This is a genomic window from Amycolatopsis sacchari, assembly GCF_900114035.1.
Classification (GTDB): Bacteria; Actinomycetota; Actinomycetes; order Mycobacteriales; family Pseudonocardiaceae; genus Amycolatopsis_E; species Amycolatopsis_E sacchari.
In genome coordinates this window covers 66,487-86,363 of sequence record NZ_FORP01000005.1, presented here as the reverse complement: position 1 = coordinate 86,363, position 19,877 = coordinate 66,487, and the positions used below count along the sequence as shown (strand labels likewise).

Annotated in this window: 20 protein-coding genes; 8 read left to right on the top strand and 12 right to left on the bottom strand. The window is 72.3% G+C overall.

The window, feature by feature from the left end:
* Positions 1–39: 39 nt before the first annotated feature.
* Positions 40–849, bottom strand: coding sequence for a CE1 family esterase (locus tag BMZ92_RS10760; RefSeq protein ID WP_091505782.1), 810 nt, complete (start codon positions 847–849; stop codon positions 40–42).
* 55 nt (positions 850–904) lie between these two features.
* Here BMZ92_RS10760 and BMZ92_RS10755 point away from each other — a divergent pair, with 55 nt between their 5' ends.
* Positions 905–1,492, top strand: coding sequence for a TetR/AcrR family transcriptional regulator (locus tag BMZ92_RS10755; protein ID WP_177228639.1), 588 nt, complete (start codon positions 905–907; stop codon positions 1,490–1,492).
* Between the two features lie 124 nt (positions 1,493–1,616).
* Positions 1,617–2,006 carry a DUF427 domain-containing protein gene (locus BMZ92_RS10750; protein WP_091505778.1) on the top strand — a complete coding sequence of 130 codons (390 nt, stop codon included), beginning with the start codon at positions 1,617–1,619 and terminating at the stop codon, positions 2,004–2,006.
* 1 nt (position 2,007) lies between these two features.
* On the opposite strand, the gene BMZ92_RS10745 is transcribed toward BMZ92_RS10750, so the two are convergent.
* A complete protein-coding gene (locus tag BMZ92_RS10745; protein ID WP_091505777.1) occupies positions 2,008–2,385 on the bottom strand; it encodes a VOC family protein in 378 nt (125 codons plus the stop codon).
* A 9-nt stretch (positions 2,386–2,394) separates the two neighbouring features.
* Positions 2,395–3,294 carry an NAD(P)-dependent oxidoreductase gene (locus tag BMZ92_RS10740; protein WP_091505775.1) on the bottom strand — a complete coding sequence of 300 codons (900 nt, stop codon included), beginning with the start codon at positions 3,292–3,294 and terminating at the stop codon, positions 2,395–2,397.
* 76 nt (positions 3,295–3,370) lie between these two features.
* Here BMZ92_RS10740 and BMZ92_RS10735 point away from each other — a divergent pair, with 76 nt between their 5' ends.
* A complete protein-coding gene (locus BMZ92_RS10735; protein WP_091505774.1) occupies positions 3,371–4,099 on the top strand; it encodes a MerR family transcriptional regulator in 729 nt (242 codons plus the stop codon).
* On the opposite strand, the gene BMZ92_RS10730 is transcribed toward BMZ92_RS10735, so the two are convergent.
* A complete protein-coding gene (locus tag BMZ92_RS10730) occupies positions 4,085–5,758 on the bottom strand; it encodes an alkaline phosphatase family protein (protein WP_245782994.1) in 1,674 nt (557 codons plus the stop codon). The two genes, BMZ92_RS10735 and BMZ92_RS10730, sit on opposite strands and share 15 nt — an antisense overlap.
* 113 nt (positions 5,759–5,871) lie before the next feature.
* On the bottom strand, positions 5,872–7,590 hold the full coding sequence (locus tag BMZ92_RS10725; protein ID WP_245782993.1) for an alpha/beta hydrolase: 1,719 nt from the start codon (positions 7,588–7,590) through the stop codon (positions 5,872–5,874).
* 859 nt (positions 7,591–8,449) lie between these two features.
* Between BMZ92_RS10725 and BMZ92_RS37335 the strand changes: the two genes are divergently transcribed.
* Positions 8,450–8,896: an RDD family protein gene (locus BMZ92_RS37335; RefSeq protein WP_177228638.1), complete on the top strand. Its 447-nt coding sequence runs from the start codon at positions 8,450–8,452 to the stop codon at positions 8,894–8,896.
* Between the two features lie 824 nt (positions 8,897–9,720).
* Here the strand turns inward: BMZ92_RS37335 and BMZ92_RS10715 are convergent.
* From BMZ92_RS10715 to BMZ92_RS10700, 4 genes are all read right to left on the bottom strand, one after another.
* Positions 9,721–10,371, bottom strand: a complete 651-nt coding sequence (locus BMZ92_RS10715) for a response regulator (protein ID WP_091505771.1) — start codon at positions 10,369–10,371, stop codon at positions 9,721–9,723.
* Positions 10,372–10,387: 16 nt separating this feature from the next.
* A complete protein-coding gene (locus BMZ92_RS10710) occupies positions 10,388–11,572 on the bottom strand; it encodes a sensor histidine kinase (protein ID WP_091505769.1) in 1,185 nt (394 codons plus the stop codon).
* A gap of 138 nt (positions 11,573–11,710) precedes the next feature.
* Positions 11,711–11,866 carry a hypothetical protein gene (locus tag BMZ92_RS37330; RefSeq protein ID WP_091505768.1) on the bottom strand — a complete coding sequence of 52 codons (156 nt, stop codon included), beginning with the start codon at positions 11,864–11,866 and terminating at the stop codon, positions 11,711–11,713.
* 343 nt (positions 11,867–12,209) lie between these two features.
* Positions 12,210–13,067: a LysR family transcriptional regulator gene (locus BMZ92_RS10700; RefSeq protein WP_091505766.1), complete on the bottom strand. Its 858-nt coding sequence runs from the start codon at positions 13,065–13,067 to the stop codon at positions 12,210–12,212.
* 97 nt (positions 13,068–13,164) lie between these two features.
* Between BMZ92_RS10700 and BMZ92_RS10695 the strand changes: the two genes are divergently transcribed.
* Both BMZ92_RS10695 and BMZ92_RS10690 read left to right on the top strand, forming a co-directional pair.
* Positions 13,165–14,034 carry a TIGR03564 family F420-dependent LLM class oxidoreductase gene (locus tag BMZ92_RS10695; protein WP_091505764.1) on the top strand — a complete coding sequence of 290 codons (870 nt, stop codon included), beginning with the start codon at positions 13,165–13,167 and terminating at the stop codon, positions 14,032–14,034.
* Positions 14,035–14,078: 44 nt separating this feature from the next.
* Positions 14,079–15,098 carry a 3-isopropylmalate dehydrogenase gene (locus BMZ92_RS10690; protein WP_091505762.1) on the top strand — a complete coding sequence of 340 codons (1,020 nt, stop codon included), beginning with the start codon at positions 14,079–14,081 and terminating at the stop codon, positions 15,096–15,098.
* Positions 15,099–15,146: 48 nt separating this feature from the next.
* Here BMZ92_RS10690 and BMZ92_RS10685 read toward each other — a convergent pair whose 3' ends face one another.
* Positions 15,147–16,214, bottom strand: coding sequence for an NADH:flavin oxidoreductase/NADH oxidase (locus BMZ92_RS10685; protein ID WP_091505761.1), 1,068 nt, complete (start codon positions 16,212–16,214; stop codon positions 15,147–15,149).
* A 112-nt stretch (positions 16,215–16,326) separates the two neighbouring features.
* Between BMZ92_RS10685 and ilvA the strand changes: the two genes are divergently transcribed.
* A complete protein-coding gene (gene ilvA, locus BMZ92_RS10680; RefSeq protein ID WP_091505760.1) occupies positions 16,327–17,571 on the top strand; it encodes a threonine ammonia-lyase IlvA in 1,245 nt (414 codons plus the stop codon).
* A gap of 238 nt (positions 17,572–17,809) precedes the next feature.
* On the opposite strand, the gene BMZ92_RS10675 is transcribed toward ilvA, so the two are convergent.
* The gene (locus BMZ92_RS10675; RefSeq protein WP_091505758.1) at positions 17,810–18,295 is read right to left on the bottom strand and encodes a MarR family winged helix-turn-helix transcriptional regulator; all 486 of its coding nucleotides are present in this window, start codon (positions 18,293–18,295) and stop codon (positions 17,810–17,812) included.
* 13 nt (positions 18,296–18,308) lie between these two features.
* Between BMZ92_RS10675 and BMZ92_RS10670 the strand changes: the two genes are divergently transcribed.
* Entirely contained in the window at positions 18,309–18,803 is a 495-nt protein-coding gene (locus BMZ92_RS10670; RefSeq protein ID WP_143249842.1) for an MDR/zinc-dependent alcohol dehydrogenase-like family protein, read from the top strand.
* Here the strand turns inward: BMZ92_RS10670 and BMZ92_RS10665 are convergent, their stop codons facing one another.
* Complete coding sequence (locus BMZ92_RS10665) at positions 18,804–19,826, bottom strand: NADPH:quinone reductase (protein WP_091505755.1); 1,023 nt, start codon at positions 19,824–19,826, stop codon at positions 18,804–18,806. It abuts the gene before it with no gap.
* Between the last annotated feature and the right edge of the window lie 51 nt (positions 19,827–19,877).

Genomic DNA, 19,877 nt, shown 5'->3' with positions numbered 1-19,877 from the left:
TCTGACACGCACCCCGGCGCTGCCCCCGCCAGGACACGCTCAGACCGGCTGGGGAATTCCGAAGAACTCCGCCACAGCGTCGGCCGCCACGAGGTCGCGCGTGCCGCGGCCGAGGACCCTGGCCATCTTCACCGGACCGGGGATCACGTGCCCGCCACCTTCCACCGTGTACAGCGTGACCGGCGGTTTGCCGTCCTCGCGGTAGTCGGTGCGCACGACCGGGCCGTCACCGGAAGTCTTCGGTGCGGCGCTGATCCCGTTGCGTTCGGCGTAGTAGCGGGCGGTTTCGGGTGCGGACAGCCCGCGGCCACGTGGGCGGAAGCCCCACAGGCTCGCCGTTCCGCCGTGGTAGGGCACGAGCCGGTCCTTCGTCCCGTGCACGAGGAGCACCGGCCGCGGCACGGTGGAGTTCTTCGCCGGCGCGAACTCCTCCGGCACGGGCTGGGTCGCCGAAAAGATCGCCGCACCCGCGAGCCGCCCGGGGATCTCGTGCAGCAGGCGGATCACGAGCTGGCCACCGGCGGAGTACCCCACCACGAACACCGGCAGGTCCGTGCCGTGCGCGTCGAGCACGGCTTCGGCGAACGCCACGTCGTCGTAACCCTCACGCCGCGCGGGGAAGTTCGTGGCGGAGCGGGCGTCGTTCCAGTTGCGGCGGTAGCCGTCGAGCGACGCGACGCGCGCGCCCCTCGCGATGAGCGGGTCGAAGTGCGGCCGCATCGCCGCACCCGTCTGGTTCGACCCGTGGAAGAGGAGGACGAGCGCGCGCGGCTCGGCCGGGCCGGCGAGTGTGTAGGTGCGGATCCGGCCCGCCACTTCGATGGTGTGCTCGCTGCTGGAAGGAGTCATGCCAACCGGAACTTGTTCCGATTGGAACCTATTCCGCATTGGTAGACTTCCCGGTGTGACTTCGCCTCTGCGTGCTGACGCCGCCCGCAACCGGGACCTCGTGCTGGCTGCGGCGCGCGAACAGCTCCGGGCCACCGGGGAAACACCGCCGATGAAGGAGCTGGCGCGCCTCGCGGGTGTCGGCGTCGGCACGGTGTACCGCCACTTCCCCACCCAGCAGGCACTGCTGGAAGCCCTGGGCGTCAACGGGATGCGCCGCCTCGTCGCGGCCTGCCGCACCGCCGCCGAAAACCCCGACCCGGTCGCGGGGTTCGAACGGATCACCGAGTACGTGCTGCGCGGGCAGCTGGCCGACCCGGGCGTGGCCGCCGTGCTCGCGGGCGCCGAGCAGTCTGCGTGCGGCGAGGCTTCCCCACTCGCGGCGCAGCTCGCCGCCGCCGTGCGGCAGGTGCTGTCCCGGGCACGGGCCGCAGGCGCGGTGCGGGCCGGGGTGAGCGCCGACGACATCCGGCGGCTGCTGGTCGGCACCGCGTACGCGCTGCGTCCCGTCGCGGACGAGCAGCACATCCGGTTGTACCTGCGGCTGTTCCTGGACGGGCTGAAACCACGCGGCAAGACCGGCCGGATGGCCGATGCCCGATGAACCACAAGACTGATCCCGGACGGGACGAAAACGGGCATCGTGAGCGCTGTCCCGCTGTCCCGTCACGAGGAGTTCAGATGGCCGCACACATCTTCATCCGCACCGTCCGCTGAAGGGGTAACCGATGAACCGTCCGCACAAGACTCCGGGCAAGCTGCACCCGATCACGGTGGAGCCCGAACCCGCACGCGTCGTCGTGCGCGCGGGCGGGCGGGTCATCGCCGACACCACGGCCGCACTGACACTGAAGGAGTCGGTGTACCCCGCGGTGCGCTACATCCCCCTTTCCGACGTCGATCCGGCCGTGCTGCGCCCGAGCACGAAGCAGACGTACTGCCCGTACAAGGGCGACGCGAGCTACTACAGCCTCGTGGTGACACGGCCGGACACCGGCGAAACCGAGGAGCTCACCGACGCGGTGTGGACGTACGAACAGCCGTACCCCGCCGTCGAAGCGATCGCCTCGCACGTCGCCTTCTACCCCGACCAGGTGGAAATCACCGTCGGGGAGTGAACTACCCGTGGTGCACGGCCTCCACGTTGTGCCCGTCCGGGTCACGGAGGAACACGGCGTAGTACCCCGGGTGGTACTCGGGCCACTCGCGGGGCGCGTGCAGCACCTCCACCCCCTCCGCGAGCGCGGCCTCGTGCACCGCGTCCACGGCGGCGCGGTCGGGCGCGCGGAAGGCGACGTGCAGTTCGCGCGCCTCCTCGCGGCCGGCCGAGCTGAGCCAGAACTCCGGCGGGCTTTCGCCGGCCGCGAGGCCCACCACCGTCACGTCCCCGGCGGGGATGCGCACGGCCTCCCGCATGCCGATGGGCGCGAAGACACGGACGTAGAACGCGAGCGACTTTTCGACGTCGGCCGCCTGAACACCGAGATGATCCAACATGCCCGCAGGCTAACGGTGACCACCGACAATTCCGGCGCGCTCGCCCGTCCGCGCCTCGATCGCCCGCACCACGGCCGCCATGTCGTCGCGGTCGTGGCCCAGCTCCAGCGCCTCCCGGTACAGCTCGTGGCAGACGTCCAGCAGCGGCGCGGCCACCCCTGACTCGCGGGCGGCCTCGGCGATGAGCCGGTTGTTCTCCAGCACGTTCGCGATCGACGCCTGCGGCGAGAAATCCTCACCCGCAAGCTTGCGGCCCTTGAGCCGCGAAACGGCGCTCGCCATCGGCCCGGCTTCGAGCACCGCCAGCACCCGGTCCAGGTCGAGACCGTGCTGCCGCGCGAAGTGCAGCGACTCGGCGAGCCCGGTGACCATGGTGATCAGGAACAGGTTCACCGCCAGTTTCGTCAGCAGCGCACCGGGCACGGCGCCACACAGCACGGTTTCCCGGCACATCGGGGCCAGCAGCGGGCGTACCGCCTCGACCACGTCGTCCTCACCCGCCAGCATGGCAACGAGTTCCCCGTCCTGCGCGGGTTTGCGTGAACCGGAAACGGGAGCTTCGACGTAACGGCCTCCGGCGGCCAGCACATCCGCCTCCAACCCGCGCGAGTACGCGGGCGACGTCGTTCCCATGTGGACGATCGTGTGCCCCGCGACGTACGTGCCGAAGGCGGGAGTGCCGCGCTCCAGCACAGCGTCCATCACCGTGTCGTCGGCGAGCATCACGAGCACGACGTCCGCGCGCTCGAACACGCCGGCCGGGGTGCTCGCCACCTCGGCACCCGCCGCCCGCAGCACCTCCGCCTTCGCGGGCGTGCGGTTCCACACCACGAGCGGCACGTCCGCCGCGGCCAGGTTGAGCGCCATCGGCTCGCCCATCAGGCCGAGCCCGAGAAATCCGATCCGCACGAGCGGCAGCGTATATGACAACTGTCATAACCTCAACGCTTGCTCCTCACGCGACGGGAGGTTCTAGCGTCGCCCTGTGCACGAAAACAGCTGGACGGTCGGTGAGCTGGCGCGAGCCGCCGGGGTGACGGTGCGGACGTTGCACCACTACGACGAGATCGGGCTGGTGACGGCGAGTGAGCGCACGGCGGCCGGTCACCGGCGGTACACCCGCGAGGACGTGCGGCGGCTGTACCGGGTGCGGACACTGCGCTCCCTCGGCCTGTCGCTGGAGGAGATCGCGGCCGCGCTGGCCGCAGCGCCCGACGACGCGTCGGCACTGCGCCCCCTGCTGACCGCCCAGCTGCGTGCGCTGGAAGAGCAGGCCGAGCGCCTGCGCCACCTCACCGGGCACGTCGCCGGGCTGCTCGACCGCCTCGACGACGCGCCCTTCGACGCCGGACGATTCCTGGAGGTTCTGTCGATGTTCGAAAGCCACTTCACCGAGGCACAGCGCGAACAACTCGCCCGCCGCAGGGCGGAGCTGGGCCCGGAGCGGATCGAAGAGGCCAAATCCCGCTGGGCGGAACTGGTCGGCGAGCTGCTGGGGCACGTCGAGGCGGGCACCCCGGCCGACGATCCGCACGTGCGCGACCTGGTGCGCCAGTGGGACGAGCTGGCGGCGCCGTTCCACGAAACCGAGCAGACCAAGACCGCGGCGCGGCAGCTGTGGCAGGACCACGGCGACGAACTGGCCGCGCCGCTCCCCTGGCCCGCCGACCGGCTACGCGCCCTGATGTCCTATGTGGACTCAGTGCGCGGCTAGCCGGTCACCGAACGCGGAGAGGAACCGGTCGCGGAAGGCGCTCATCGGCCAGACCGGGGCTGTGCGGTCCGGGCGCAGCCCCGGCTGCCAGCCCCAGTCCGAGATCCGGTTCAGCACGGCGGGGTCCTTCGCGACGATCGTGATCGGCACGTCCCGGCTGGCCTGCTCGCTGCCGGTGACCGACGTGTTGGGCTGGTGGTCACCGAGGAAGACCAGCACCAGGTTGTCGTCGCCGTAGGTGCGGACCCACAAAATCAGCGTGTTCAGCGAGTACTGGATCGAATCCCCGTAAGCGGCGCGCACGTTCTCCGGCGACGACCACACGTCCGCGATCTGCTTGCCCTGCGACGGCATCGGCCCGTACACCGAACCATCGCCCACCGCGGGCCAGCCGACCGTCCTCGGCAGCGGCGCCCACGGCCAGTGGCTGGACACGAGGTCGATCTCGGCCATCAGCGGCGGGTGGTCCGGTTTCGCCAGCTCCAGCTGCTGGAACTTCTCCATCGTGTACTCGTCGGGCATCGTCGCGTAGGAGAAGGCGGGGCCGCGGTAGCCGACGTTGCGCGCGTCGTAGACCTGTTGGTAGCCGTAGAACTTCGCCTCGGTCCAGTCGCGGATGTTCGACGGCACGTCGGCCACCGTGCGCCACCCCGCGCGGCCGAACGCGGACGCCAGGGTCAGCCGGTCGCCGTCGACGAGGTTGTCGTACCGCTGCTGGTTGTTCACCCAGGTGCCGGACTGCAGGGTCGCGTGCGCGAGCCAGCTGCCGCCGCCGGTGGTCGAGGAGGTGAGGAAGGCGCTGCGCGAGTCGAACCCGGCCGCCCGCAGCGCGTCGGTCCCGGCATCGAGGACGGCGTTGACACCCGGGGCGATGTCGGAGTCCTGCACCGCGACCCGGCCGTAGCTCTCCACGAAGGTGAACAGCACGTCCTTCCCGCGCAGGCCGGTCAGCAGCTGCTGCGGCGGCGTGCCGCGGAAGGCGTCCGCGGCCACCTCCTGCGCGAACGCGTGCCGGTCCTTCAGATCCACGCTCACCTGCCGCACGTCGTGGTACGCCAGGGAAGCCGCGGTGCGGGCCGCGACCGGCTCGCCCTGCTCCACCTGCAGCCCGAACACCGCGCACACGATCCACACCAGTCCGAGTACCGCCGCGGTCCGGCCCGCCGTGCGGCGGTGCCCGGCGGTGATGCGGCCCAGCCGCACGGCCGCGAGCGCCATCAACGCCACCACCGCGGCCGCGAGCAGCCCCACCCCGGCGAATGCGGCCAGTTCCCCGAGCCGCCCGGCGTCGCCGGTGGCCAGTTCGAGCGCGGGCGGCAGGAAACCCCAGTCGAAGACGAGGTTGAACGGCCGGTCGAACGCCACGAAGAAGCCGAGGTTGAGCAGCTTCACCAGCAGCACGAGGCCGAGCCCGGCGCCGAGCACGGCCGCGACGACGCGGCGGGCCCGCGGGGGCAGCACCAGCACGAGCGCCACGCCCGCGATCGCCTCGCCGGGGAGGCGCAGGAACGCCCACAGCGAGAACCGGTCCAGCCGGTCCGGCACGATCAGCGCGAACAACACGAGCAGGCAGGCCAGCACCGTGAGCACGACTCTGGTCACCCGGCGCGCCGTGGACGGTTCCGTGGTGGGCTCGGGCGTGCGCGTCAGCAGGGACACAACGCGGATCCTTCCGTGGCGGCCGGTGTCGCACTGCTACACGACGTGCGGCCGCTTCCGGTTCACGACGGGACCCGGTGACCGCACCGGGCGGCCACCGGGTCCTCCTCGCCTCAGCGTCCGGCGTTGACGCTGCTGATCAGCTCCTGGACCGCCTGCTGCAGCGTGCTGAGCACTCCGGCCGCGGCCGTCGCGGCGTGCGGCCCGGACCGGACCGGGCCCGCCACCGGGTACACCTCGTCCTCGCCCAGCAGCGGGACGCCAGGGCAGGTGCTGTTGCCGGGGCGGGAGTTGTTCAGCAGGAACACGTTGACCATCCCGTCCACGCACGGGTTCCCGCTGACCGCGTACTGACCGTGGAAGGGCGAGTCGTCGACGGACACCATCGTCACCCCGGGCGCCGCCCGCACCGCCGAAGCGGCCTGCTCGTAGCCGGTCTGGGGGTCGAACTCGCCCTGCACGACCAGCACGTCCGGCGCGACTTCACGCGGCAGCGTGGGCAGCGGGTGCTCCGGCAGGCCGCGCCAGAACCCGCACGGCTCGGTCAGGCCGTAGGCCCAGCCGAACAGCGGGTACCGGGGGCCCTGCGCGTCCGACAACGCCTTGTACCACGCAGCGGAGTGGTTCGCCTGGTCCCCGCACGCGACGGCGATCCTGGTGCCGTTCGTCGAAACCGTGCCCAGTCCTTTCGCGACGACCCGCGCCGCGGTCAGCTGAGCGGCGGGCACGTCGAACGCCGCCTGGGAACGCGCGTCCAGCTGGGCGCGCAGGGCGGCCGGGACCGAGGTGAGGCCCTGCGGCTGGCCGTGCAGGGCCTGAGCGCCGACGACGAACACGATTGCCGACAGCAGCCATTGGATCTCGCTGCCGTTGCCGACGAAGATCCCGTCGTAGTTGTCCGGCGCCATGCCCTGTGTCGCGTAGTACGCGCGAACCTGTTCCCACGTCTGCTTCGCCTCCGCCGCGGTGCTCCCGACCTGCTCGGGGAACTGGCGGGCGACCCACGGCAGGTAGACGTCGTCGAACTGGCGCTGGTCGATCACCGGGAACGCCTCGAAGCCGGCCTGGAGCCTGCCCTGCCAGTTCATGCTGGAGTCCAGCACCATTTTCCCGGCGTGTGCGGGGAACAGCGACGCGTACTTCGCGCCGAGCCAGGTGCCGTAGGAGTAGCCGAGGTAGTTCAGCTTCTGCTCGCCCAGCAGGGCCCGGATGAGGTCCATGTCGTGGGCCGTCTGCCAGGTCGTGATGTAGGGCGCGATCGGGTCGGCCTGGCAGGCCTGCGCGACGGCCTTGGCGGTCTGCTGGTGGAGGCGGATGCTGTCGCGGGAGCGGTCGCGGGCGTCGAGCAGCGCGTCCTCCGGCGGCAGCTGGTCCTCCGGGATGGCGCAGCGGAAGCCCTTCTGCTCGGGGGTGGTGCCGCCGGCCTCGCCGGTGCCGCGCGGGTCCATGCCGATGAGGTCGTAGGCCTGGTTGAGCGCGGGTTGCAGCCCGGCGATCTCCCCGGCCAGCGGGCTGCCCTGACCGCCGGGGCCGCCGGGGTTGAGCAGGATGACGCCGCGCCGCTGGTCCGCGGTGCCGGTGGCGCGGACCCGGCTGATGGTGACGTGGAGGTCCGCGCCGGTGCCCGGTCTCGCCCAGTCACGGGGCACGGTGATCTGGGCGCATTCGGCCGGTTTCGCGCCGTCGGTGGGTTCGAACAGGCATGGGCCCCACGTAACTTGCTGGTGCAGATAGGGATCTTCCGTTGTGTCCGCGAGCGCGGGTGTCGCGTTCACGACGAGCGCGAGGCTCACCGCGAGCACACCCGGTCCGAGTATTTTCGAGCTGCGCACCGATTTCCTTCCTCCCGAAGTGGCAGCGACCAGTCTGGGAGTGGGGGCGCCACGGAGAAGTCGGCCGCGAGGACGAACTCGGTGCCGCGGCCTCGGCCGTCCGAACGAGATTCGCGGTCCCGGCTTGGTGGGTGGCGGGTGGGATCGGCAGAATCTCCCGCATCATGACGGTTGCCTGCGTTCCACGTGGTGTTGTCATCGAGGCGGTTGGCCGGGTGTCGGCGGGTGGTGCCGTTGGGGCGGGTGGTGCCGTTGGGGCCGGTGGTTGGGGTCTGGGCGGTGGTGCCGTTGCGGCGGGTGGTCGGGTTCCGGGCGGTGGTGCCGTTGCGGCGGGTGGTCCGGTTTCGGCGGATGGTGCCGTTGCGGCGGGTGGCCGGGTTCCGGGCGGTGGTGCCGTTGCGGCGGGCGGCCGGGTTCCGGGCGGTGGTGCCGTTGCGGCCGGTTGCCGGGTTCCGGGCGGTGGTGCCGTTGCGGCGGGCGGTCGGGTTCCCGACGGTGGTGCCGTTGCGGCGGGTGGCCGGGTTCCCGACGGTGGTGCCGTTGCGGCGGGTGGCCGGGTTCCGGCGGTTGTCGCCACCGAGAGAGGCCGCGCGTGTTGCCCGATGCCGCCATCGGGACGGCTGTCCGGCTATTGGCCTGCGTCTTGCTCGGCGCCCCCATCGGGGCGGGCCCCGCGTTCCCCGGAACCGCTTGCCGTGTACCGCCCGATGTCCCATCGGAACGGCCCCGTGCGCACCGACCGGTGCCGGATCATGACGGCTTCCCGCGTCCTGCCCCGCGCCACCTCCAGGGTGGCTCCCTGTGTGCCGCCCGGCGCTGCCGTCGGGACGGCTGCCCGTGTTCCGCCGGGTGTCCCGTCGTGACGGCTCCTCGTGTTCCGGTCGGTGTCGTCGGGCTGCGGTTCGTGCAGGCCGTCCTGGACCGTGGGCTTGTGCTGTTCGCCCTGTTCGTGCCCGCGGTGTTCGGGATCTTCGGGTTCACGCCGATCGGCCCCGCGACGAAGGGTTTCTTGATCGGGGTGTTCGCGGGCTACTGGGCGCTGGCCGAGGTGGCGCTGTGGCTGCTGAACACGTGGTGGCCGCTGCGGCACGGCGGCCAGACCCCGGTGATGCGCCTGCTGGGGCTGCGGATCGAGACGGTGACCGGTGAGCCGCCGAGGCTGCGGGCCTACCTGACGCGCGAGTTCCTGCTCATGGTGGACGGTTTCGCGTGGGGGCTGGTCGGCATCGTGCTGATGCTGGTCACCCCCCGACGACAGCGGCTGGGGGATCTCGTGGCGGGGACGGTCGTGGTTCGGGTGAAGTAGGGGTTTTGGAGGGTGGGGTGGGTGGCTGGGAGCGTTTTGGGTGGGGCTGTCGGCTCAGCGAGGTGTGGTGGCTCGGCAGGGTGGGCTGGTCGGCTGGGGATCGGCCTGGCTGAGCGGTGAATCGGCGGGTGGCTCGGGTAGCGGGATTGCTTGAGTGGCAGCGGTTTGCTCGGCGAGGTTGCCGCTCGGGAGGCTGGGTGGAGCAGGCCTGGCTGGGCCGACCGGCGGGTGACTCGGGTAGCGGGCTTGGTTGAGTGGCAGCGGTTTGCTCGGCGAGGTTGCCGCTCGGGAGGCTGGGTGGAGCAGGCCTGGCGGGGCGGATCGGCGGGTGACTCGGGTAGCGGGCTTGGTCGAGCGGCAGCGGTTTGCACGGCGAGATTGCCGCTCGGGAGGCTGGGTGGAGCAGGCCTGGCTGGGCCGACCGGCGGGTGACTCGGGTAGCGGGCTTGGTCGAGCGGCAGCGGTTTGCTCGGCCAGGTTGCTTCTCGGGAGGCTGGGTGGAGCAGGTGTGGCTGGGCGGTGGATCGGGACGTGAAGCTCGGCGAAGTCACGCGGTCGTGCAGGCGAAGCTGGCCGGTGAGGTGGGGCTGTCCGATCCGCGGAAGGCCCGGCCGAGCGAGCGAGGCGCCCCTGGGCTCCGCCGATCCCGGCAAATCTCACGAGGCCCGGCCGAGCCAGCGAGGCATCCCTGGGCTCCGCCGATCCCGGCAGCCTCACGAGGCTAGGCGAGGCGCAGCGAAGCGGCCGACCAGGGAGACGACGAACCGGCATCAACACCGGCCCCCGACACCCCACAAAAACCCAACCCCCACAAGGAAATCCGCCTACCGCACCAGATGTGTTTCCCAGGCCCAGATCGCGATTTCCGTGCGGTTGCGGGCTCGTAGCTTGCGCTGGGCCGCGGCGAGGTGGGTTTTGACCGTCGACAGGGAGACCACCAGTGCATCGCAGATTTCGGCGTTCGTCTTGCCTCGGGCGACGGCTTTGACGACGTCCAGTTCCCGTTGCGTCAGCGGGGTTTCCGGCTTGCGGTGCTCCGGGGGCGCGGGCTCGCTGAAGTGCGCCAGCAGCCGCGTGGTGATCGACGGCGAGACGAGTGACTCGCCGTGGGCGGCGGCGTGGATGGCCTCGATCAGAAGTGCGGGGCCGGCGTCCTTCAGCAGGAACCCGACCGCGCCGGCACGCAGCGCCGCGTGCACGTTCTCGTCCAGACCGAACGTCGTCACCATCACGACGTGCAGCGGGTCGGGCACCTCGGGACCGGCGAGCAGGCGCGTGGCCTGGAGGCCGTCGATCCCCGGCATGGCGATGTCCATCAGCACCACGTCCGGCCGCAACCGCCGGGCCAGCTGCACGGCCTGCCTGCCGTCGGCCGCTTCGCCGACCACCTGCAGGTCGGGCTCGCCCTCCACGATGAGCCGGAAACCGGTCCGGACCATCGCCTGATCGTCGGCGATCAGTACCCGCAGGGGCAAACCCCCACCTCCGACCTCACCCCGCCGCGACACGCACCGGGAGCCGCGCCGCGACCTGCCAGCGATGGCCTTCCGCCACGCCCGCCTGCACGGTACCGCCGACCGCAGCAACCCGTTCGGTCATTCCGACCAACCCGTACCCTCCGGCCCTCCTCGTTGCCCCCTTGACTCCGTCGTTGTCCACCCGCAGCACCAGCCAGTTCCCCTCGGCCTCGGCCGTCACCGTTACCTCGGTCGCCCCCGGCGCGTGGCGGCGGACGTTGGTGAGGGCCTCGGTGAGCAGCCGGTGCGCGGTGGTCACGACCTCCGGCGTGGCCGAGACGTGCCCCACGTCCTCGTCGACACGCAGCGCCACCGTGCCGTCACCGGGCACGGCCTGGTCGATCGCCGCCAGCACCGTCTCCGGCGGGCGGAACAGCTCAGCCTCCTCCGTGCGCAGCATGCCGACCAGCCTGCGCATCGCCGCGAGCGCCTCCACGCCCGCCTCCTCGACCTGCGCCAGCGCCGCCGCGTCCTGCCCCTGCCGCTCCGCGACGCGACGGGCCGCCTGCACCCGCACGACGACGCCGGTGATGTGGAACGCCACGAGGTCGTGCAGCTCGCGGGCCAGCCGCAGCCGCTCCCCCGCCCGCACCTCGCCGATCGCCCCGCGGCGCCGCGCGTCCGCGTCCCGCAGCACGAGCCCGGTCGCCAGCGCCGCCCCCCACGCCAGCGCCGCGGGCACCGCCAGCAGCGCCGCCGTCGACCGCAGCCCGAACCGGAACACCGGCGCGAGCGTCACCACCAGGCCGCCGGCCACGGCGAAGGCGGCCGCCCACCGCGGCGGCAGGCGGTGGCAGCACGCCCCCACGAGCAGGACCACCGCCAGCGTCTCGGCCGTGTCCGGCTGCGGGGACAGGCCCTGCCCCGCCGCCGTCGCCGCCGCGCTCAGCGCCGTGCCGAGCACGGACAACCCCAGCACGCCCGCGGTCAGCGACGCGATGCGCCCGGGGAACCGCCTCCGCAGCACCGCCAGCACGCCCGCCGCCGGCCCGAGCCCCGGCACGAACTCGCCCGCCGGCACGGCGAGCGGCCCCGTGGCCGGCGCGGCACGCACGGCGAACACGGCGTCCACCACGACGAACGCGACGAGCGCGGCGACCTCGGCCAGCACCGGCCCTCGCCGGCCTGCCCACTGCGGCCACCACGCCTTCGCGCTCATGCCTCGATTCTGGCGAAGGCGCGGCCGTCGCGCCTCCACCTTTCGGCCAGTCTTGTGCGACCGTCCACTGTGGCCGCCCCCGCGCACGCGAAGGTGCCGGCCCCCTGCCCCCGGGGACCGGCACCTTCACACCGCGGCTCAGAACCAGTGCGCGCGGCCACCGACCTTGCGGCCCGTGCCGCCGAGGATGGCGAGCACCGCACCGATGACCAGGAGGACGATGCCGATCGTCCAGAGGATGGAGATCCCGGTCAGCAGACCGACGATGAGCAGGATGACACCGAGAACGATCATGGGTCACTCTTTCTGGAGGAGGACCGGCCGGAGCTTTCCGCCCCGGCCGATTCCGGTCCTGTTTCCGATGGGGACGCCCTCAGCGATACCCGGTTCGATGTTGGACCAAACCTCCAAAACTGCGCAGTGCCAACGAATGCGCTCCGCGACCGGGTGATTGCTCCAGCCAGCGCAACGCGTTCACCGCAACGCGGTAACGGGTGCGGGAAACTGCGGTTTTCCCGCTGCCGCCGCGCAGGAGCACGCGTCCCGGGAAGGACAATCGTCGCCGTTTTCACTCACCTGGGCGGCAATTTCCCACCATGTCGACAAAACTCCTTCACGTTCCCGTCCACACCGGACGTCAGCGGAACGCGGCGGCGACCGTCTCGCCGCACGATTCGGTGAGGTCGTCGTCACGCGCGAGGATGCTGCCGGTGACGGCCAGTGGCGGCTCGGGCGAGAGCACCCTGATCCGGTCCGACACAACGCCCGCGAGCTGGTCGTCCGGCAGCAGCGCCCAGCTGCCGGGATCCAGGCCGACCTCCACCAGCATGTCCTGCACCGTACCGGCCGGACGGCCCACCCGTGGCGAGAAACCGCCGTCGCGCAACGCCTCGACGACCGCTTCGTGCAACGCGGGATCCGCCTGCCGGGGCGGAAGACGGAGCGCGAACCCGGCGAAGTCGGCCAATGACACGGCTTCCCGCCCGGCCAGGGGATGCCGCGCGGACACCACCACTCGCAATGGTTCAGACCACGCGGGGATCACGCGGATTCCGTGGCCGCACAACATTCCCCGGGACAGCGCGAGGTCCAGCTCCCCCCGGCGCAGCGCCTGGACCCGCTCGGCGACCGGCAGGTCGACCAGGACCACGTCGAGCTCCGGCCGGTACGCCCGCAGGGCCTCGACGCCGCGTTCGAGCCGCGCGCCGAGCCCGGGCGCGGTGCCGATCCGCAGGGTCTTCGAGGCCACCGCCGCGCCACGCACCCGTTCGACCGCGAGCAGCGCCTCACGCGCGGCTTCGAGCACGCGCTCCCCGGCGTCGGTGAGCCGCACCGTGCGGGACGACCGGTTCAGCAGCCGCACCCCCAGCTCCCGCTCCAGCCGCGCGACCTGCTGGCTGACCGCGGGCTGGACGATGTGCAACCGCTCCGCCGCGCGCCCGAAGTGCAGCTCCTCGGCGACCGTCACGAAGTACCGCAGGGCCCGCAGTTCCATCTCCGACCTCCCCTGCCTGCGACGATCACGATAGCTGATCGCTGCCCGGGGACTTCCGGTCTGGCTCGGCACCTCCGGCCGGTAGTGCACTGGCGGCATGCGCATCGGAACCCACCTCATCGCGTCCGGCGACGTCTCCGCCGAGCAGCTGCGCGCCGACGCCGCGGCGGCACTCGAACTCGGCACCGACAGCCTCTGGACGAACCCCCAGCCGGGCGGCTGGGACCCGCTGACCGTGCTGCCCGCGTTGCCCGGCGGTTCGGAGGTCGGCACCGCCGTCGTGCCCACCTACCCCCACCACCCGGTCATGCTCGCGACGCAGGCGCTGACCGTGCAGGAGCTCACCGGCGGCAGGCTCACGCTCGGCGTCGGACCGGGGCACGAGCTGGTGACCACGGGCTGGCTCGGCCTGCCCTACGTCGCGCCGGCCCGGCACACCCGCGAGTACCTGGAGGTGCTGCACCCGCTGCTGCGCGGTGAGCACGTGCGGTTCTCGGGCGAGTTCTTCACCGTGGACACGCAGATCACGGTGCGGGCGAAGCCGCCTTCGGTGCTGCTGGCCGCGATGGGCCCGCGGATGCTCGAAGTGGCGCGAGACCTCGCCGACGGCACGATCGCGGCGTGGACCCGGCCGGAAACGGTCGAAAGCCACTTCGTGCCGAGGCTCGGCGACGGCGCGCGCGTGCTCGTGATGGCGATGGTGTCGGTCACGTCGGACCCCGACGCCGTGCGGGAGCGCGTCGCGCGGAAGTTCGGAATGGCGGGGGAACTGCCCGCCTACCGCGCGATGCTCGACCGCGGCGGGCTGTCCGGCCCCGCCGATTCGCTGCTCGTAGGGGACGAATCGGTGGTACTGCGGGGAATTCGGCAGTACCGGGACGCGGGCACAACTGATCTGATCCTGTCGGTGCCCGAGTCCCCTGAGGAGCGGAACCGCGCGCTCGAGGTGATCAAGTCCGGGATCTGAGACCCCTGTATCGCATCATGGGAAGGGGAACCTAGGGTGGCGCCATGAAACTCGGTGTGATTCCCGGCGACGGTATCGGTGTCGAGGTGACGGCGGAGGCGCTGCGCGTGCTGGACGCCGTCCTGCCCGGTGTGGAGAAGGTCGAATACGACCTGGGCGCCGCGCGGTACCGGCGGACGGGCGAGATCCTGCCCGATTCGGTGCTGCACGAGATCCGCGGCCACGACGCGATCCTGCTCGGCGCGATCGGCGACCCGTCCGTGCCGCCGGGCGTGCTGGAGCGCGATCTGTTGCTGCGCCTGCGGTTCGAGCTCGACCACTACGTCAACCTCCGCCCGGCCAAGCTGTACCCCGGCGTGCGGACGCCGCTGAGCGGGGACCAGGAAATCGATTTCGTGGTGTACCGGGAAGGGACCGAAGGGCCCTACACCGGTAACGGCGGCGTGCTGCGCCGCGGCACGCCGCACGAGGTGGCGACGGAGGTCAGCGTCAACACCGCGTTCGGGGTGGAGCGCGTGGTGCGGGCGGCGTTCGCGCGGGCGCAGAGCCGGGAGCGCAAGCGCGTGACGCTGGTGCACAAGACGAACGTGCTCAAGCACGCCGGCGGGCTGTGGCAGCGCACGGTCGACGCGGTGGCGGCGGAGTTCCCCGACGTCACGGTGGACTACCACCACGTCGACGCGGTGATGATCCACCTGGTGACGCACCCCGAGCGCTACGACGTCATCGTCACGGACAACCTGTTCGGCGACATCGTGACCGACCTGGCGGGCGCCATCTGCGGCGGCATCGGCCTCGCCGCGAGCGCGAACGTCAACCCCGAGCGGCTGACGCCGTCGATGTTCGAGCCGGTGCACGGCTCGGCGCCGGACATCGCTGGGCAGGACAAGGCCGACCCCACGGCGGCGGTGCTGTCGGTCGCACTGATGCTGGAGCACCTGGGCGAGCAGCAGGCGGCGCAGCGCATCGAGGCGGCCGTCCGCGCGGACCTCGCCTCCCGCGACCCGGAACGCCCCGGTGGCACCCGGGAGATCGGTGAGCGGCTGGCGCGCGCCGTCAGCTGAGCCCACGGTCGCCGGGTGCGGTGGATCCGCCGCACCCGGCGAGCGGGATCAGTGCCAGGACTTCGCGCGGGCGTACTGGTCGGGCCAGCGCACCTCCGCGCCGAGCTCGTGCGCCGCACGCAGCGGCCAGTGCGGGTCCCGCAGCAGGGCACGGCCGAGGAACACCGCGTCGGCCGCGCCGGACGCCACGATCTGCTCCGCCTGCGCGGGCTGGGTGATCATGCCGACGGCCGCGGCGGGGATGCCCGCCTCCGCGCGGATCCGGTCGGCGAACGGCACCTGGTAGCCGGGGCCGACCGGGATGGCCGGGCTCGGGTGGTTGCCGCCGGTCGAGACGTCGAGCAGGTCCACGCCGCGTTCCCGCAGCAGCTTCGCCAGCAGCACCGACTCCTCGACCGTCCAGCCGCCGTCGACCCAGTCGGTCGCCGACAGGCGGGCGAACAGCGGCACGGCCTCGCCGACCTCGGCGCGCACGGCCTCGGCGACCTCCAGCGCGAGCCGCACCCGGCCGTCGAAGTCGCCGCCGTAGCGGTCGGTGCGCGTGTTGGACAGCGGTGACAGGAACTGGTGCACGAGGTAGCCGTGCGCGAAGTGCAGCTCCAGCACGTCGAACCCGGCTTCGAGCGCACGCCGGGCGCCCGCCGCGAACTCGGCGGGCAGCTGGGCGACCTCCTCGGTCGTCAGCGGCCGCGGCGCGGCGTAGTTCCCGAACGCCTCCCCGGACGGGCCGACGGCGGTCCAGCCACCCTCCCCGGGCGGCACGCTCCCGCTGCCCTCCCACGGCCTGCGGCTGGACCCCTTGCGCCCGGCGTGGGCGAGCTGCATGGCGGTCACCGCGCCCTGTTCGTGCAGGAACGTCGTGATGCGGCGCCACGCGGCGACCTGCTCGCCGGTGTAGATGCCGGTGTCCTGCGGGCTGATGCGGCCGATCGCGCTGACGGCCGTCGCCTCGGTCATGACCAGCCCGGCACCCCCGGCGGCGAACTGGCCGAGGTGCACCAGGTGCCAGTCGCCGGGCACGCCGTCGGTCGCCGAGTACTGGCACATCGGCGAGACCCACACGCGGTTGGGCACGGTCAGGTCGCGGACGCGGTAAGGCTCGAACAGGTGGCTCACAGGCCCGTCAACGTCGTGCCCCCGGACGCGCCTTCCCGCTCGTGGCCATCCCCACACCGGGCGCGCCGTGCCCCCGTCACTACCCTGGCGGAGGTCGACGTGAGGAGCGGGGATGAGGGTCGAGGCCGCAGCGGTGGACGCGGCGTACGAGCGGCTGCACGGGGTCGTGGCGCGGACGCCGCTGCAACCCCACGAACGGGCGTCCGCCGCCACCGGGGCCCGGGTGTGGCTCAAGCGCGAGGACCTGCAGGTCGTCCGCTCGTACAAGCTGCGCGGCGCCTACAACCTGCTCGCCCAGCTCGACGACGACCAGCGGGACCGCACGGTGGTCTGCGCCAGTGCGGGCAACCACGCGCAGGGCGTCGCGTTCGCGTGCCGGGCGCTGGACCTGCGTGCGCAGATCTTCCTGCCCCGCACCACACCCCGGCAGAAACGGGCACGGATCGCGTTGCTCGGCGGAGACCGGGTCGAGACCATCGTCGGCGGTGACACCTACGACGCCGCCTTCGCCGCCGCGACCGAGCAGGCCGAGCGGACCGGGGCGCTGATGGTGCCAGCCTTCGACCACCCGGACATCATCGCGGGGCAGGGCACCGTCGCGAGGGAGATCGTCGAGCAGCTCGGGCACGCCCCGGACGTGGTGCTCGTGCCGGTCGGCGGCGGCGGGCTGGTCGCGGGGATGACGGCGTGGCTGGCGAAGCACCACCCGTCGACGCGCGTGATCGGGGTCGAGCCCGCGGGCGCGGCGAGCATGGCCGCCGCGGTGGCCGCGGGCCGTCCGGTGGAGCTGGCGGAGCTGGACGGGTTCGTCGACGGCGCGGCGGTGCGCAAGGTCGGCACGCACACGTACGGGGTGCTCGAGGAGCACCCGGTCGAGCTGCGTGAGGTCGATCCCGGTGTGCTGTGCGAGGAAATGCTCGATCTGTTCGATGTGGACGGTGTGATCGCCGAGCCCGCGGGAGCGCTCGCCCCGGCCGCGTTGCGCACCGGAGGCGTTGTGGCGCCTGGGGAAACCGTCGTCGCCGTGGTGTCGGGCGGCAACCACGACGTGAGCCGGTACGCCGAGGTGATGGAGCGCGCACTGGTCTCGCGCGGGGTGAAGCACTACTTCCTGGTCGAGTTCCCGCAGGAACCCGGCGCGCTGCGGCGGTTCCTCGACGAGGTCCTCGGCCCGGACGACGACATCACGTTGTTCGAGTACGTCAAGCGCACCAACCGCGAGTTCGGTCCCGCACTCGTCGGCATCGAACTGGGTTCGCCCGCCGACCTGGCGCCGCTGCTCGCGCGGCTGGCGGCCTCCCCCATCTCCGCCCAGAAGCTCGCACCCAGCGATCCGGTGTTCCGGTTCCTCGTCTGAGGCGTGCAACCCGGTCCGGCCAGGCCACGTCAGGGCCCGCTGTCCAGCGGTACGTCCTGGTTCGTCGGCGTGAACCGGGAAGTGGGCCAGTTCGACGACCCCACCCCGCCGCCGGGGTCCACAGTGGACCCGTTCTTCGAGGTTGCCGGGCCCGGTGAACTGGTCGGCGCCGACGGGACGGTGGCCGCGGGCCGGCGTGTCGACGTCCAGAGCTACGTCATGACGGGCGGTGATCGGGTCAGCTCCGCTTGCGGCGGCTGCGGGCGGAGCGCGGCGGGGCGGCCCGCATGTGGTCGCGGACCCGGCCGAGCACCGCGCCCAGCGTGCGCACGTCCCCGTCGTCGAGCGGGGTGAACAGCAGCTGCCGCACGACCTCCACGTGCCCCGGCAGCACCCGCCCCACCAGCGCCCTGCCCTCGCCGGTGAGCTCCACGACCGTGCTGCGCTCGTCGTCGGGTGACGGGGCGCGCGTGACGAGCCCGGCCTTCTCCAGCTGGGCGGCCTGGTAGGTCAGGCCGCTGCGGCTGTACACGATCCCGTCCGCGAGGTCGGTCATCCGCAGCGGCCCGTTCGCCTCCCACAGCCGCATCAGGATCTGGAACTGCACGTACGTAATGCCGCCGGAGTCACGCAGCTGCCCCTCGACGGCGTGCTGGAGCAGGCTGCCGACCTCCGTCAGGGCGAAGTAGGCGGCGAGTTGTCCGGATTCGAGGGGTTCGGCCACCTCCGCAGTCTACTTGCTTCGAACTCGAAGCTGGTACGGTCCGGACGTCCTGCACGAGGCCGAGGTCGAGCGGCCGCGACCTGGTGCGGGAGAAGTCCTCGTGCGCGTCGCGGGCACCGCGTTCAACCCCGTCGACGGCGTCATCCGCGCCGGTTTCCTGTTCGTGGTGGCCCCGGCGGAGGTGCTGACCAGCGCACCGGCGACCGTGCCGCTCACCGACGCCGCCGCGCTCCCCTCGGCCGCGCTCACGGCGTGGCAGGCCCTGTTCGAACACGCCCAAGTCCAGTCAGGGCAACGGGTCCTGATCAACGGCGCCGGTGGCGGTGTGGGCGGATACACCATCCAGTTCGCCGTCCGGACGGGCGCCACGCGCGCACGAGGTCGTGGACTACACCGCGACCCCGCTCACGGAAGCGGGGATCGAACCGGTCGACGTACTGGTCAACCTCGTGCGCACGAACAGGGCGAACGGGGCGCGTTCCGCGGCCGGGTGGTGCTCGCACCCTGATCAGGCGACGTCGATGAGCACCTTGCCCACCACCGCCTTCTCGACGGCCGCGTGGGCGTCGGCGGTGCTTGCCAGTGGGAAGCGGTGCAGCGGTAGCCCCGCGTCCTCGCCGACGCGGAGCGCCCCGTCCGCCACGGCGGCGCTCACGTCCGCGACCGCGTGGTCCTTCGCCTGCGACGGCACGGTGTACACCAACACGAACTGGTAGCGCGCGTTCGTCACCATGTGCGGGCGGATGGTCAGCGTCAGCTCCTCGCCGCCGTTGTTCGCGTACACCGCGATGGTGCCGTTCGGGGCGAGGACGGCTTGGTTCAGCGCCGCGTTCGGCCCCGGTGCGACCTCGACCACCAGGTCGACGCCGTCCGGGACCAGTTCGCGGATCGCTTCGGCCGCGTTCTCCGTGCGGTAGTTCACCACGTGATGGGCCCCGGCCGCGGAGGCCAGCCGCGCCTTTTCGGGGCTGCTGACGGTGGTGATCACCCGCGCTCCGGCCCACCTCGCCAGCTCGATCGCCGCGTGCCCGACCGCTCCGGCCCCGCCCGCGACGAGCACCGACCGCCCGGTGAGCGCGCCGGGGCTCAGCCGGTCCGGTCCGCTCTCGCCGACCGTCAGCGCGCGGTGGGCGGTCAGCGCCGGGATGCCGAGTGAGGCGCCGAGGTCGAACGACGCGGAGTCCGGCAGCGGCACGGCCTGCCGGGCGGGCAGCACGACGTACTCCTGCGCCGTGCCGTCGGCGCGCTGCCACGCGGCCTCCCACAGCCAGACCCGCTGCCCGGCCTCGAGCCCGGTCACGTCCGGCCCGACGGCGTCCACGATCCCGGCGCCGTCCTGGTTCGGCACCACCTCGGGGAACGGCAGGGATTCCCCGGGACGGGAGCCGCGGCGGTTCTTCCAGTCGGTCGGGTTGACGCCGGACACCTTCACCTGGACGCGCACTTCGCCCGGCCCCGGCTCCGGCACGGGTCGCTCGGTCAGGCGGAGGACTTCCGGGTCGCCGGTCTCGCGGTAACTGATCGCCTTCATACCGCCATCCAACTCCGCGCTCCCGGTTTGCGGCCACCCGGCAGGGCTGTT

Coding starts and splice junctions, on each gene's coding strand:
- BMZ92_RS10760 (WP_091505782.1), bottom strand. CDS start 849: ATGACTCCTTCCAGCAGCGAGCACACCATCGAAGTGGCGGGCCGGATC.
- BMZ92_RS10750 (WP_091505778.1), top strand. CDS start 1,617: ATGAACCGTCCGCACAAGACTCCGGGCAAGCTGCACCCGATCACGGTG.
- BMZ92_RS37330 (WP_091505768.1), bottom strand. CDS start 11,866: ATGATCGTTCTCGGTGTCATCCTGCTCATCGTCGGTCTGCTGACCGGG.
- BMZ92_RS10745 (WP_091505777.1), bottom strand. CDS start 2,385: ATGTTGGATCATCTCGGTGTTCAGGCGGCCGACGTCGAAAAGTCGCTC.
- BMZ92_RS10665 (WP_091505755.1), bottom strand. CDS start 19,826: ATGAAGGCGATCAGTTACCGCGAGACCGGCGACCCGGAAGTCCTCCGC.
- BMZ92_RS10690 (WP_091505762.1), top strand. CDS start 14,079: ATGAAACTCGGTGTGATTCCCGGCGACGGTATCGGTGTCGAGGTGACG.
- BMZ92_RS10700 (WP_091505766.1), bottom strand. CDS start 13,067: ATGGAACTGCGGGCCCTGCGGTACTTCGTGACGGTCGCCGAGGAGCTG.
- ilvA (WP_091505760.1), top strand. CDS start 16,327: ATGAGGGTCGAGGCCGCAGCGGTGGACGCGGCGTACGAGCGGCTGCAC.
- BMZ92_RS10695 (WP_091505764.1), top strand. CDS start 13,165: ATGCGCATCGGAACCCACCTCATCGCGTCCGGCGACGTCTCCGCCGAG.
- BMZ92_RS10710 (WP_091505769.1), bottom strand. CDS start 11,572: ATGAGCGCGAAGGCGTGGTGGCCGCAGTGGGCAGGCCGGCGAGGGCCG.